The following is a 14,626-nucleotide window of genomic DNA, read 5'->3' as shown; positions in this document are numbered from 1 at the left end:
TAGCTGTTCTTTAAGGATTGACTTTCCCAATGCCGGCGTATCCAATGACTTCTGACTTCACATTGCTCACGTTAAGCAAAGAATAATTATAAGGAGGGTTGTAAGATCCAGTAGAAGACGTTGGCAGGCTGCCTGTGCTGTTGACATACGAGTTGTTGATGACATGCCATGTACCAACTTGTCGGCTGTCCCAGCTACCAATTGCATTTTTCGTATTTTCAAATACGTTATGCTCAATACGCATTTTGGCACCCATTCGAGAGTTAATAGCAGTTGCCAGGATATTTTTGTAGTAGTTATTGTAAACGTGACCTTCACCAAAGCGCATGGACGGTACACGAGAGTTCAGATTCTCAAAACGGTTGTTGTGGAAGGTGATTTTACGGTTATAGTTGTCATTGTCAGAGCTGCCCATCAGCATGGTTTTCCAACTGTCGTGCACATAGTTCCAAGAAAACGTAATATAATCAGAATCATTTTTTACATCAAACAAGCCATCGTAGTCATCTTTGCCAGAGTTGAGGGTGTTGTAAAGCTCGTTATGATCGACCCATATATTTTTAGAACCGCCTTCGATGCCGATTGCATCCTTATCGCCAATATTACTATGGTGAATCTTTAAGTTACGAATGATGATGTTATTGGCACGCCATACTTTAATGCCAATGCCGTTAAATTCGCCTTTTGCTCCTTTGCCAACGAGTGAGACGTTATTTGTATCTTTAATATCAATTTTGTTTGCAGAGGTATTTGAAGGTGTAATTGTACCATCTACGACAATCTTCAATTTTTCGTTAGTCCCTTTGTTTTTTAATGCATTTAGGATGTCATTACCTGTTTTGACAGTGACCGTTTTACCGCCTTCACCGCCAGTTGTTCCCCCATTTAAGGTCGAGAAGCCTTGCTGATTGAAGTTTGCCATAATAGAAGGACTTTGTGGATATTTTGTTGTTGCTTTTGCTTCACCGCCTGGGGCAAATAAGGAGGTCACTAGACCAACAGCTAATACACCGGCTAACATAGGTACCTTTTTCATAACACAATCCTCTCCAGTCAAATTATTTTTTCACAAGGCTAATGATAAACGATTACAAAAAGAAGTCAGAATTTAATCTCTTTCCTTCTTTCTTTGGCATCGCCCCTTTCGGAATGTAGGACGAGCATAGCATGCAAAAAGTAATCATCGGCTAAGACATCAAGGTAGTTATTCCATGATTTTCTAGTTAACTAAGACGATGATTATTTGATTTTGTCTAAATGAGACAGGGTTCATTTGTTTAAGCCACAGTAGTCACATAGGGATCATGCTTCAAGGGTCTTCTATTTGCATAAAGACGCTGAGGATTATTAAAAATAATAATTGTCAGAAAATTTAGATTGTCATAATCATTACATAAGAAAAAATGAATTTTCGAGTTAATTTAAGATCTTAAATCATGAAAACAATGACAATTACGACAAAAATCTTCTATGGCAATTGGGTATTATCTATTGGTTTGTTGCTTCTTTTGTCCTTTTTTTTATCTATTGTAAACGGTCCAAAAAGAATGATGAAAGAATCGAGATAACATGAAAGAGCGGGACAATCCAAGTCTATGCTGACATCTTTAGCGCTAAAGTCATAAAAGTACGTCACGATTGTTCCTTAAAAAAGAGGCTAACTGCTTGATCTATCTCAATTCGGCATCGTTTTCATCTATTATCAATATTGATACTTTTTTACAACAAGTGTTAAATTGATCTCAATATGCGTTAGAAAATCTAACAATAGATTTTATGATAAATTCTACAAGGAGGCAGATGACACATGTTGACCTTAGATCGAGAAGCACAAGCAGCACAACACTATGTTAATCAAGTATTTGAAGCCGTTGTGAAACGGAATCCGGGAGAGGAAGAATTCCTTCAAGCGGCAAAGGAAATATTCGATTCGCTTGCACCTGTTTTTGCAAAACATCCTGAGTATGAAAAGCATGGAATCTTAGAGCGGATTGTCGAGCCAGAGAGATTATTGGTTTTTCGGGTGCCGTGGGTGGACGATGAAGGGAAAGTACGTGTCAACAGAGGATTTCGTGTCCAATTTAACAGTGCAATAGGACCTTACAAAGGGGGAATTCGCTTCCATCCTTCTGTCAATGCAAGCATTATGAAGTTTCTCGGCTTTGAACAAATTTTCAAAAATGCATTAACAGGCTTGCCGATTGGTGGAGGAAAAGGTGGAGCAGACTTTGACCCTAAGGGTAAATCCGACGGTGAAATTATGCGCTTTGTCCAAAGCTTTATGAGTGAGCTTGGCAAACACATTGGACCTGATCAAGATGTACCAGCAGGCGACATTGGTGTAGGTGCACGTGAGATTGGATATATGTTTGGGCAATACAAAAAAATGCGTGGAGTCTATGAAGCAGGCGTTCTTACAGGAAAAAGTCCTGGATTCGGAGGCAGCCTAGCAAGAAAAGAAGCAACAGGATATGGACTTGTTTACTTCATGGAAGAAATGCTAAAGTCACAGGATTTGCAATTCAAAGATCAGACCGTTGTTGTATCAGGTTCGGGTAACGTGTCCATTTATGCAATGGAAAAGGTGATCGAACTTGGCGGTAAAGTTGTAGCTTGCAGTGATTCAGGTGGTTGTATATATGATCCGCAAGGGATTTCTCTTGAAACGGTGAAGCAGTTGAAAGAGGTAGGGAAGAATCGAATTCAAGATTATACAGCCATTCATCCGCATGCTGAATTTATTGAAGGTTTTGAAAATATTTGGACCATTCCTTGTGATATTGCTCTACCATGTGCAACACAAAATGAAATTTCAGAAGAAAGCGCGAAGCAACTTGTTGCAAACGGAGTGATCGCTGTAGGCGAAGGAGCAAATATGCCATCGACGCTTGAAGCGGTAGAAATATTTAAAAATCACAACGTTCTATTTGCACCTGCGAAGGCGGCAAATGCTGGCGGTGTGGCAGTATCTGCTTTAGAAATGGCACAAAATAGCACGAGACTGTCATGGCGGTTTGATGAAGTAGATGATGAACTAAAACGCATTATGCAGTCAATTTACGCAAATTGTGTAGAAACAGCAGAAGAATATGGACACTCAGGCAATCTTGTCGCAGGGGCAAATATTGCTGGTTTCCGTAAAGTGGCTGATGCGATGATCGCACAAGGTGTGATTTAATCGCCTGCTCTCTAGTGTTTGTTTATACAGCGATTCGTTTGGGAATAGTGCTGTATGAGAAACAATAAGGGAGGCATAGAACAACAATGAAAAAATGGATGAAACGAATAATCAAATGGACACCCGTCATCTATCCAGTGATGAGAAAGATATATAAGGAGCGTAAAGCTGCAAAAGAGCGCAGTGTATCGGCCGGATAATCCGGCTTTTTTTTATGGACAATGATCTTAAGAAAATTTGAGGCTCTAAAGCCATGACAGGCTGTTCCATTCATATAAATCGTCTTTTGAACAGGCGGTTTATTTTTTTTGTGAAAAATATATACATCTAGTGATCTAATTGTTTTTTTCTCCGTTAAGTTCATAATAAATAGAAATATAAGGAAATAAATATGAAATGGAAAAAACATTTTAGCGGTACCGCTTAGTGTACGAATACCATGAAAAGGTGTATCGTCTTTTTCTTATAAAGTAAATCGTACGACCTGTAGAATGGAATTTAGAAAGGTTGATAGATCATTGGTCATGCATGAAAAAGTATAAAAAGGGGTCTATTGTCATATAAATGAGTTGGCATATTTCATTTTTTTCAGTGAACTATGAATAATGAAGAGGAATCCGTCTGCTGATCTAAAAAATAGATACATATTTACCGTGTCAGATCGGTTCTTCATCCTCACAGAAGGAGGCTTTTCATATGCTGAATAAAAGACTGTCTCATATATTAAGTCAGCTCATGGCAGCCAAAACCCCCTTAACTAGCTCTGCCCTCTCCGCCAGCCTTCAAGTGACAACACGTACCATCAGAACAGACATCAAAGAATTAAATACATTGCTGACGTCCTACGAAGCGAGTGTAGTAGCAGTAAGAGGCGCTGGATACGAGCTTATGATACAAGATGAAAAAGCATTTCGTTTGTTTATGAAAGAGGTGGTCGAGCAAAAAGAACCGTTGGCTGTTCTTCCTGAAGAGCGAGTGCGTTTTATCTTAAAAAAACTTTTGCTAGCTGACGGTTATACGAAGCTCGAAGACTTGCAGGAGCAATTGTTCATTAGCAAATCAACGATGAACAATGATATGAAGTGGGTCAAACGAAAGCTTGCGCCGTTTGAACTGACACTTCAAGCAAAACCGAATAAAGGATGCCGCGTTCGTGGTTCAGAAATGAAGATACGCTATTGTATGTCAGAATATTTATTTAATGAACGTCGTGCCTATCAAAATATGTGGAGTACGGCGGTCACTATTTTGCCAAAGGAAGAGCTGGATCTAATTCAGGAGACCATCATTGATTACATGAAAGAAGAAAAAATAGCGCTGTCTGATATTTGTATGAATAATTTAATTGTCCATGTTGCCATTGCTTGTAAACGGATGAGACATGGCAATTATGTTTCGGTCCTGCCAGAAGAAATTAAGGAGATTCCTCAGTCAAAAGAATACAAGGTTGCCAAACGAATGGTTCAGCACATTGAAGATATGCTACATGTGTTATTTCCTGAAGAAGAAGTTGTTTATATTGCCATTCATTTGCTTGGTTCAACCAAAATGGTGCAGTCCTTTTCTGGCGCAGGGCATCAGCAGATTGTTGATGATGAAACAAGTCACCTTGTCAGTGAGCTACTTACAGCGATTGACCACAAGCTTCAGCTTGGCTTAGCAGATGATGCAGAGCTCATGATTGGTTTGAGTTTGCATTTAAAGCCAGCAATAAATCGTTGTAAATATGGTATGAACCTTAGAAATCCAATGCTTGATGAAATCAAGATAGGTTATCCACTTGCTTTTGAGGCAGGGATTATTGCGGCCAGAGTCATCAAAGAAGAAACAGGTCTATCCATCCATGAGAATGAAATTGGCTATATTGCGCTGCATCTTGGGGCTGCTTTAGAGAGAAGAAAGATGGAAGTCCCGCCGAAACGTTGTCTCATTGTTTGTGCATCTGGAGCAGGGAGTGCACGCCTTTTGCAAGATCGCTTGCGCTCACAATTTGGCTCAAAGCTCAACATCCTTGGAACTGCGGAGCTTTATTCACTGCCGCATGTCTCATTACATGCACTCGATTTGATTATCAGTACTATTCCAATCAACATGGAGCTACGGATTCCAGTGGTTCAGGTAAATACGATCTTAGGTGGCAATGATTTTCTCAAAATCGAAGAAGCCCTCTCTAATGAATCCCGTGTGAACCTTGCGTCTCAATACATGAAAAAAGAATTGGTTTTTACAAAATGTGCATTTGATACAAAAGAAGCGGTCATCATTTTTTTAACAGAGAAGGTCATGGCACTGGGCCTTGCGTCTGCTGGACTGACTGAATCTGTGGTGGAAAGAGAGCAAGCAGCACCTACTTCATTTGGACATTATATCGCCATCCCACATCCGATGACGCCGCAGACACTAGAGACGTTTTGGGCAATTTGTACGTTGGAAAAGCCCATTGATTGGGGCGATAAAAAGGTGCAATTCGTTTGTCTTCTGTGCGTTGAAAAGAACAACCTAAAGGATCTAAAAGGCATGTATCACCTGCTTGGTGAGCTTGTTCATAACAACAAATTAATTCATTGTCTCATCGCTTGTGACAGCTTTGAGGAAATGCTCGATGTCTTGTACAAGAAATCACCTTCGTACAAGGAATAACAGCGTGATATTAACTTTTTCCACTGAGAAGCGGAAAAAGTATAGGTGTTTATGAAAGCGGTTTCAAAATATGATAAATGTGTAAAGTAAAGCTTCACACTTCATAAAGGGGGAGTTTACACATGAATATTTTATTAGTTTGCGCAGCGGGGATGTCGACTAGTTTGCTTGTGACAAAAATGGAGAAAAGTGCACAAGAACAAGGAAAAGACTATCGCATTTGGGCAGTGTCAGGAGATGCTGCAAAAAATCATATTGATCAAGCAGATGTGCTTTTATTAGGACCACAGGTTCGATACTTATTGCCACAAATGAAAAAGATAGGAGAGGAAAAAGGTATTCCAGTAGATGTCATCAATACTGTGCATTATGGCGTATGTAATGGCGGTGAGGTGTTAAAATCTGCTGAGCAATTAGTGAAAGAATAAGGGGGCGGCAGGGATGAATGGATTCAACCGATTTTTAGAAGAGAAGGTTATGCCGTTTGCTGGAAAGATCGCCGCACAAAGACATTTACAAGCATTGCGTGACGGTATCATCTTAACAATGCCTCTCATTATTGTCGGTTCACTATTCCTCATTTTAGCCAACCTCCCAATCCCAGGATATAGCGAATTCATGGCTAGTATCTTTGGAGACGAGTGGGCAACGAAGTTATCCTATCCTGTCAATGCAACTTTTGACATTATGGCACTTGTTGCAACCTTTGGTATCGCGTATCGACTAGCCGAGAAGTATGGTGTCGATGCTTTATCATCTGGTGCTATCGCTGTTGCTGCATTTTTACTAGCAACACCTTATCAGGTTCCTTTTACGCCAGATGGTTCCACTGAATCTATTCTAGTAAATGGGGGCATCCCAGTCACATTAATGGGCAGTAAAGGGTTATTTGTTGCCATGCTCATTGCGATGCTATCAACTGAGGTTTATCGTTTCATTGTTCAGCGCAATATTGTGATCAAAATGCCAGATGGTGTACCGCCAGCAGTGAGTAAATCGTTTATCGCACTTATACCAGGTTTTGTGGTGATCACACTGATCTGGTTGGTTAGACTGATCATAGAAATGACACCGTTTGAGAGCATTCACAACATTGTGACGATCCTAATCGGTACGCCGCTTTCGATACTGGGTGGTAGCTTAGGCGGGAGTATCATCGCCATCGGTGTGCAAATGCTTCTATGGGCTTGTGGAATTCATGGTGCGACCATTGTTGGTGGTGTTATGGGCCCAATCTGGCTTGGAGCAATGGACGAAAACCGACTGGCTTTTCAAGCAGGAGAGGTTTTACCGAATATTTTCACAGCACAATTCTTTGATATTTTCATCAACGTTGGTGGTAGTGGAGCGACACTTGCCTTAGTGCTGACAATGATTTTACGAGCACGAAGCAAGCAAATGAAACAGCTTGGAAGGCTTGCCATTGGGCCTGCAATCTTTAACATCAATGAACCGATTATTTTTGGAATGCCGATTGTAATGAATCCGATGCTCCTTATTCCATTCATCTTAACACCAATCCTCATGGTGATTACGACATATATTGGGATGAGTACAGGACTGGTCGCCAAGCCAGCGGGTATTGCCGTCCCTTGGACGATGCCGCCAATCATCTCAGGTTACCTTGCAACAGGTGGTAAAATCTCTGGAGCAGTTATGCAACTGATCAATCTTGCTCTATCATTTGCCCTATACTATCCTTTCTTCAGAATGTGGGATAAGCAGAAATTGAAAGAAGAAAATGAACTGGAATCAAAAGCTTCATCTGCTGAGAACATTGTCAGTATGTAATGAGGGAAGCGAGGGGGAACTGGCCAATGGAAATGGAACAAATCGTGTTTCAACTCATATTGCACGGTGGAAACGGCAGAAGTGCAGCGATGGAGGCCATCACTTGTGCAAAACAAGGCAATTTTGATGAAGCGAAGCAGAAATTACAAGAGGCAGCAGAGGCGCTGAATGAAGCACATCACTCACAAACAGAGTTGATCCAAGGTGAGGTTCGAGGAGAAAAGGCAGAGCTCAGTCTGTTGATGATTCATGCACAGGATCATTTAATGAACGCAATGACTGTCAAAGAGCTAGCAGCAGAAATCATTGAGATTCATGAGAAGATGAAACAATTCGGAGGTGTCAATTCATGATCGAAGGAATTAAGATTGTCACGATCGGGGGCGGATCAAGCTACACGCCGGAACTAGTGGAAGGCTTTATTAAACGCTATCACGAACTGCCCATTAGAGAATTATGGTTTGTGGATATTCAAGCAGGCGAAGAAAAATTGAACATTGTCGGTGCACTGGCGAGACGCATGATTGAAAAAGCAGGCCTGCCCATTGAAGTCCATTTGACATTAGATCGTCGTGAGGCCCTCAAGGATGCAGATTTTGTGACAACGCAATTCCGTGTCGGCTTGCTTGAGGCGCGAGCAAAGGATGAACGAATTCCGCTCAAGTACGGTGTCATTGGTCAAGAAACCAATGGTCCAGGGGGGCTATTCAAAGGGCTTCGCACGATACCGGTGATTCTAGACATTGTAAAGGATATGGAAGAGTTATGTCCAAATGCGTGGCTTGTTAACTTTACAAATCCTGCCGGCATGGTGACTGAAGCTGTTCTGCGCTATACCAATTTGAAAAAGGTCGTGGGTCTTTGTAATGTACCGATTGGGATGAGAATGGGGATTGCCAAAGCACTTCAAGTCGATGTTGAACGCATACAAGTACAGTTTGCTGGGTTGAATCATATGGTGTATGGATTAGATGTTTTTTTAGATGGTGTCAGCATTATGGATCAAGTGCTGCAGGAAATGGGCAATCCGACCAGTCAGTGGTCGATGAAAAACATCGAAGCGAAAAATTGGGAGCCCGCCTTTATCAAAGGGCTTGGCGTTATTCCTTGTCCATATCATCGCTATTACTATAAAACAAAGGATATGTTTGAGGAAGAACAGCTTGCCGCAAAGGAGAAAGGAACGAGAGCGGAAGTGGTTCAACAAGTAGAGCATGAGCTATTTGAACTCTACAGGGATCCAGACTTGGCCATCAAGCCACCACAGCTGGAAAAACGGGGCGGTGCTTACTATAGTGATGCGGCATGTAATTTGATTAGTTCTATTTACAATGACAAGCACGACATCCAGCCAGTCAATACGATGAATCGTGGTGCGATCGCTAGCATTCCAGCAGACTCTGCCGTAGAAGTAAATTGTATTATAACAAAGGATGGACCAAAGCCTATTGCTAGTGGCGATCTGCCTGTCGCAGTTAGAGGACTTGTCCAACAAATCAAGTCATTTGAGCGTGTTGCAGCAGAGGCGGCAGTGACTGGAAACTATGAAACAGCCCTTGTCGCTATGACCATCAACCCACTTGTTCCATCTGATGAGATAGCGACACAAATTCTAGATGAAATGCTTGAAGCGCATAGAGAGTACTTGCCTCAATTCTTTAAATCAGTGAACGCATAATCATGATCGGCTCCATGTTGAGGAGCCGATTTTGTATATGTATGAAGTTGTGACGACATCTGGTAGAAATACATTCTATTCAATTGGATAAAAATGTAAAAAATGATAGAGTGGCGACAAGTAAAGAAAACTAATACATTTTCAACATCGGTGAAAATGCTAGGGATATACTGGTGTTGCATCAGGCTATTGTGCAAATAACAAAGGATGTATATGTATGTGCTACTTGGGGGAGAGTTTAGAGTTTCATCTCTTTAAAACATGATATAAAAAGGTGATGTAATATGATGACAATTGTAGCTGTATTAATGATTTTTACGGGTGTTTTTTATTTTGGCGTTTATATGAAAAAATGTAAAGATCATAAACAAAAGGACATAGGTTATAGAATTGTGTTTGGATCTATTTTCCTTTTGTTGAGTGTTCCAATTATCAACACCATCATGACTGGTAGTTAAATGAAACAAGTGTTTAAGTCTATTACTTTAAAGATGATTGAACGCAAAAAAGAACCCATTTAGGGTTCTTTTTTCAAATTCACGCTTGTTTCACGACAGAATCAACTTCGACGGTCCAGCCAAAGATGTCAGGTTTTGAGCCTTTTTGGATACCAGTGATGGCATCATACAATTTCTTGGATACTTCGCCTGTTTCGCCATTTTGAATGACATAACGTTCTTCATTAAAGATCAGTTCGCCAACAGGAGAAATAACTGCGGCAGTTCCTGTTCCAAAAATTTCTTCAAGCTCGCCAGCTTTATGTGCTTCAATCAATTCATCAATCGAGATTTTGCGTTCGGTGACTGGAATCTCCCAATGCTTGAGCAGTTCAAGAACAGAATTACGTGTAATGCCTTCTAGAATGCTACCGTTTAAGGCAGGTGTCACAATCTCACCATTGATTTTAAAGAAGATGTTCATACTGCCGACTTCTTCAATATATTTTTTCTCCACCCCATCAAGCCAAAGAACCTGAGAGAAGCCTTTGCTTTCTGCTACCTGCTGCGCTTTTAAGCTTGATGCATAGTTCCCCGCAGTTTTAGCATTTCCCGTACCGCCTTTCACTGCACGCACAAATTCATTCTCAACCGCAATTTTAACGGGATGTATTCCTTCTTTATAATACGATCCAACAGGAGAGAGGATGATGAAGAGTTTATATGTGCTAGATGGTGCTACTCCTAAATAAGGCTCTGTTGAGATGATAAATGGACGGATGTACAAAGAAGTTCCCTCTGCATCAGGCACCCAATCTTTATCGACGCGAATCAATTCGTTCAACCCTTCTAGCACCGTTTCTGTTTCAATCTGTGGGATACAAAGACGGTCATTCGATTTGTTCAAACGCTCCATGTTTTTTTCTGGTCTAAATAAGAGAATTTTTTGATCCTCCGACACATATGCCTTTAAACCCTCAAATACAGATTGCCCGTAATGGTATACCATTGATGCAGGATCCATTGGAATCGATTGATAAGGAATAATTCTCGGATCGTACCAGCCTTTCTCAACTGAATAATCCATCACAAACATGTGATCTGTGAAGATTTTTCCGAATTCAAGTTTATCAGAGTGCGGTTTTGTCTTTTTGGTTGAACTTAATTCAACTCGGATGGGTTGTTTTGACATTGTAGATCTCCTTGCTGTTTGATTATTTGAAAATTCTAATAATATGAAATAATTATGATTCTATTCTATACCTTCAAAAAATATTAGCAATAGGTTTTCTGGAATTATGAAAAGAAAAATCTACAGAAAGCGCTTTCCCCCTCTCTTCTTCATTTTCTCTTGTCATAGCCTAAATGAAAACAAGAAAATTCACCCATAAACATTATTAACTGACTAATCAGAAAATTTAAAAGTGAAGTGTAAAATAGAATCGTTATGTGAAATATTCTTTCAACCATACACCTTTTTATCAGACGAATGCAAGAAAAAAAGAAAAATGTAACAACCTTTTTCGAAAACCGATACAATTGAGTAAGAAAGGAGCGAATCAATTGAAACGATTCTTACTAGGTCTAATGATTATATTTATCATGACAATGAGCTTTGGCTGTCAAGCGTTGACTGAAGAGGCGAGGGCTAAGCAAGGACCTACATATTACGTAGCGACGAACGGAAGCGATCAACATCCAGGAACGAAAAAGAAGCCATTCAGAACGATCCAGAAAGCGGCACGTATGGCGAAGCCGGGCGCGACGGTATACATTCGGGGTGGAACATATTTAGAAAGATTGGTCATCCAGCATTCTGGCACAAAAAAAGCGCCAATTGTGTTTCAAGCCTATGGAAAAGAAAAGCCTGTCATTAGCGGTGCATCCATAAAAGGAAGCAAGGCAAATGGAGGATTAGTGGACATAAATCAGAAGAGTTATATTACAATCAAAGGTTTGTCGATTGCCCATTTGATCAGTCAATCTGAGGATGCCACGCCTGCCGGTATTTTTATTTCTGGGAGCGGAAAAGGGGTCAAGCTGCTTCATAACCACATTTTTGATATTCAAACCAAACACCGAAACGGTAATGCACATGGTATTGCTGTATATGGAACAAAGGCACCAAAAGCAATTGAAGACCTCGAGATTAAAGGGAATTTAGTGGAACGATTAAAGCTTGGTGCAAGTGAAGCAGTTGTGTTAAACGGCAATGTCACCAAATTTCGTATAACCGATAATATTGTGAGACGATCAGATAATATTGGTATAGATTTAATCGGCTTTGAGAAGACAGCGCCAACCACAGCTTATGATCAGGTACGAAATGGTGTTGTATCTAAAAACAAAGTATATGAAATTTCCAGCTATGGAAACCCAGCGTACGGAAAGGAATTTTCCGCAGGTGGGATTTATGTCGACGGTGGAAAAGACATTGTGATTGAACACAATATCACACATCACAATGACATCGGAATTGAGGTGACAAGTGAGCATAAAGGGAAAATGGCAGAGAATGTCCGCATCCAATATAATCAGGTCTATCTCAATCGTTTTACAGGCATTTCGATTGGAGGCTATGATGAAAAAAGGGGCGGCACTTCTTATTCAACGATCTCACATAATGTTCTGTATAAAAATGATACAGCTGGTTTAGATGGCGGGCAATTCTTGATGCAATACAAATCAGTGCATAATAAAGTGACGAAAAATATCATGACGGCAAGCTCATCCCATTTTTTGATTGTCAATCTGTATCAAGTGAATGAGAAAAATCTATTTCAAAAAAACGTCTACGATGATCGGCAGGGGGCGGCTAAGTCAAAATGGGTATGGAAAGGAAAGGAGCTGAACGGGTATCAAATATACCGCAAAAAAAGCGGGCAAGATAAAGGTTCAGCATATCTTAATCCTTTATATATCAATGAAAAAAAATATGATTTTCGCTTGAAGTCAACATCACCTGCCAAAAAAATTGTTGAGTAGATAATAGGGTTTTTTGAAGGAACGATAAAAAGGCTAAACAATTAAGTGGAAGTGACAGAAAATGTACTTCCCGAACTGTCAGTTCAGGTGATCATTGTTTGAAAGACCAAGACCAGCCTAGCCAAATTTTCTCGATTCAGATGACATCTCATGATAAAACAGATCGAACTCATAAGGGATGTTGTCTTTGATGACAGCCCTAGTGCATGATCAGTGATTTGAATAAGGTTGGTCTCAGAATGAGTATGTTGAACGGCATTCATCAAAAAAGTCTGTTCATAACGGTACAAAACAAATTCAGCAAACATCATTCAGTACATTATCACTTCCAAATACTACCTGGCGGCTCAATGCTGTCAGGCTTTTTTAACTTTCTGTTCATGCAATTAAATGGGAATTTTGAAAATATTCTAAAAGGTTATTGACAATCCTTTAGTCCCCTATTAAAGTAAAGAGTACATTTGAACATGACAATTTGATAGTATTCTCTTATCAAGAGAGGCAGAGGGACTGGCCCGATGATGCCCGGCAACCGTTTCTAATTAGAAATTGGTGCTAATTCCTGCAAAGCTCAAGTAGCTTTGACAGATAAGAGAGGAAGACTTCCCGATAAATATCCATCTTTGACGGTAATGAAACCTCTCTTAATCAAGAGAGGTTTTTTTGTGTCTTATGACAAATATGGATACCTCATGTGGGTGAAAACCTGACAACTATTTACCCTAGTTTTCAGATGTGAAAAATAATAATAAACAACTTAAGGGGGAACTTAGGAATGAAACTTCGTTTATGGAAATCATCCATCTTGTTACTCATTGTCTTTACTTTAGTGTTAACTGGTTGTGGGGCGGGCTCAAGCGCAGGCTCAAAAGCGAAATCAAATGAAAAGGTGTCATTTGACAATGTGCCGAAACGGTTTGCAAAAGGACAGGGAGCAAAAATCAAAGTCATTCGAAAAATTGGCGGTGACGATCACACTGCACAATTTTTAGCTGGAGCAAAAGCAGAAGGAGAAGAAATGGGTTTTACAGTGGATGTGTATACAGCTAACGGAGACACAGCAAAATTCCATGATGCGATTGCGCAAGCACTTGAAGAAAACTATGACGGCATCATTATTTCACATGGTGACGATGACGCAACGGTTACTGATGTAAAAAAGTTAGCTGAGAAAGGAATTCCGGTGGTCGCATTTGACTCCAATCCTAAGCTCAAAGACATAAAAGGTGTGACAGTCACATCTCAGGATGATGAACAGCTTGCTAAACTTTCACTTGATTCACTTGTTTCTGATTTTAAAGGAAAGGCAAACATCGCTTATTTATGGGTAGATGGATTTCCACCAATGGTGAGACGCAACAAAGTATATAAAGAAACCCTTGAGAAAAATCCAGGCATTAAAGAGCTTGATCGCTTTGGGATTGCCTCATCCGATACATCTGTTCAAACGCAAAATGCAGTAGCTGCCATGCTGAATAAATATCCAAAGGGTAAACTTGATGCCATCTTTGCTACTTGGGATGCATTTGCAATCGGTGCTGCACGTGCATTAAAGGAGGCAGGCAGAACAGAAGTGAAAATCTACGGGATTGATGTATCAAATGCCGATCTTCAGGAAATGCAAGCAAAGGACAGCCCTTGGAAATATACAGCGGCGGTTGATCCCAAGCTCATTGGTGCTGTTAATCTAAGAATTTTAGCGAAGAAATTAGCAGGTGAAGATACGCCTGCATCATTCGACCTTGAGGCTTCACTCATTTCACAAAAGCAGCTACAAGACGCAGGCAAGGCAGTGAACATGGTGAACCTTGCTGAAGAAGTCAAAGGCTTTGGAACTTCGACAGCATTTGAAGAAGATTGGATCAAAACATTGAAGGGACATTACGCTAAATAACACCAATTGCACTCTCTTCTAAG

At 40.4% G+C, this 14,626-nt stretch carries 12 protein-coding genes and 1 riboswitch; of the genes, 10 read left to right on the top strand and 2 right to left on the bottom strand.

Going from position 1 to position 14,626, the window contains the following annotated elements:
* Positions 1–10: 10 nt before the first annotated feature.
* Positions 11–1,036, bottom strand: coding sequence for a pectate lyase family protein (locus ACQKEZ_RS09110; RefSeq protein WP_427300048.1), 1,026 nt, complete (start codon positions 1,034–1,036; stop codon positions 11–13).
* 771 nt (positions 1,037–1,807) lie between these two features.
* On the opposite strand from ACQKEZ_RS09110, the gene gdhA reads away from it, so the two are divergent.
* From gdhA to ACQKEZ_RS09070, 8 genes are all read left to right on the top strand, one after another.
* Positions 1,808–3,178: an NADP-specific glutamate dehydrogenase gene (gene gdhA, locus ACQKEZ_RS09105; protein WP_427300046.1), complete on the top strand. Its 1,371-nt coding sequence runs from the start codon at positions 1,808–1,810 to the stop codon at positions 3,176–3,178.
* Between the two features lie 86 nt (positions 3,179–3,264).
* Positions 3,265–3,378: a hypothetical protein gene (locus tag ACQKEZ_RS09100; protein ID WP_427300044.1), complete on the top strand. Its 114-nt coding sequence runs from the start codon at positions 3,265–3,267 to the stop codon at positions 3,376–3,378.
* A 496-nt stretch (positions 3,379–3,874) separates the two neighbouring features.
* Positions 3,875–5,818, top strand: coding sequence for a BglG family transcription antiterminator (locus ACQKEZ_RS09095; protein ID WP_427300043.1), 1,944 nt, complete (start codon positions 3,875–3,877; stop codon positions 5,816–5,818).
* A 122-nt stretch (positions 5,819–5,940) separates the two neighbouring features.
* Positions 5,941–6,246, top strand: coding sequence for a PTS sugar transporter subunit IIB (locus tag ACQKEZ_RS09090; RefSeq protein ID WP_427300041.1), 306 nt, complete (start codon positions 5,941–5,943; stop codon positions 6,244–6,246).
* A gap of 13 nt (positions 6,247–6,259) precedes the next feature.
* Positions 6,260–7,609 (top strand): PTS cellobiose transporter subunit IIC, encoded by a 1,350-nt coding sequence (gene celB, locus ACQKEZ_RS09085; protein ID WP_427300039.1) that lies wholly within the window; start codon positions 6,260–6,262, stop codon positions 7,607–7,609.
* Positions 7,610–7,635: 26 nt separating this feature from the next.
* On the top strand, positions 7,636–7,962 hold the full coding sequence (locus ACQKEZ_RS09080) for a PTS lactose/cellobiose transporter subunit IIA (protein WP_427300038.1): 327 nt from the start codon (positions 7,636–7,638) through the stop codon (positions 7,960–7,962).
* Positions 7,959–9,287, top strand: coding sequence for a 6-phospho-beta-glucosidase (locus ACQKEZ_RS09075; RefSeq protein WP_427300036.1), 1,329 nt, complete (start codon positions 7,959–7,961; stop codon positions 9,285–9,287). Before ACQKEZ_RS09080 ends, ACQKEZ_RS09075 begins: the two co-directional genes overlap by 4 nt.
* Positions 9,288–9,571: 284 nt before the next feature.
* Complete coding sequence (locus tag ACQKEZ_RS09070) at positions 9,572–9,745, top strand: hypothetical protein (RefSeq protein ID WP_427300034.1); 174 nt, start codon at positions 9,572–9,574, stop codon at positions 9,743–9,745.
* Positions 9,746–9,824: 79 nt separating this feature from the next.
* Here the strand turns inward: ACQKEZ_RS09070 and ACQKEZ_RS09065 are convergent, their stop codons facing one another.
* On the bottom strand, positions 9,825–10,916 hold the full coding sequence (locus tag ACQKEZ_RS09065; protein ID WP_427300032.1) for a branched-chain amino acid aminotransferase: 1,092 nt from the start codon (positions 10,914–10,916) through the stop codon (positions 9,825–9,827).
* 395 nt (positions 10,917–11,311) lie between these two features.
* Between ACQKEZ_RS09065 and ACQKEZ_RS09060 the strand changes: the two genes are divergently transcribed.
* The gene (locus ACQKEZ_RS09060; RefSeq protein WP_427300544.1) at positions 11,312–12,709 is read left to right on the top strand and encodes a right-handed parallel beta-helix repeat-containing protein; all 1,398 of its coding nucleotides are present in this window, start codon (positions 11,312–11,314) and stop codon (positions 12,707–12,709) included.
* Positions 12,710–13,195: 486 nt separating this feature from the next.
* A riboswitch (SAM riboswitch) is annotated at positions 13,196–13,304 on the top strand.
* Positions 13,305–13,484: 180 nt separating this feature from the next.
* Positions 13,485–14,603 carry a substrate-binding domain-containing protein gene (locus tag ACQKEZ_RS09055; RefSeq protein ID WP_427300030.1) on the top strand — a complete coding sequence of 373 codons (1,119 nt, stop codon included), beginning with the start codon at positions 13,485–13,487 and terminating at the stop codon, positions 14,601–14,603.
* The last annotated feature ends 23 nt before the right edge of the window (positions 14,604–14,626 follow it).

The sequence above is a fragment of the Bacillus sp. NPDC077027 genome, from assembly GCF_050269555.1.
Taxonomy (GTDB): Bacteria; Bacillota; Bacilli; order Bacillales; family Bacillaceae; genus Bacillus.
Note: the sequence above shows the minus strand (reverse complement) of the source record. Positions and strands in the feature narration are given on the sequence as shown.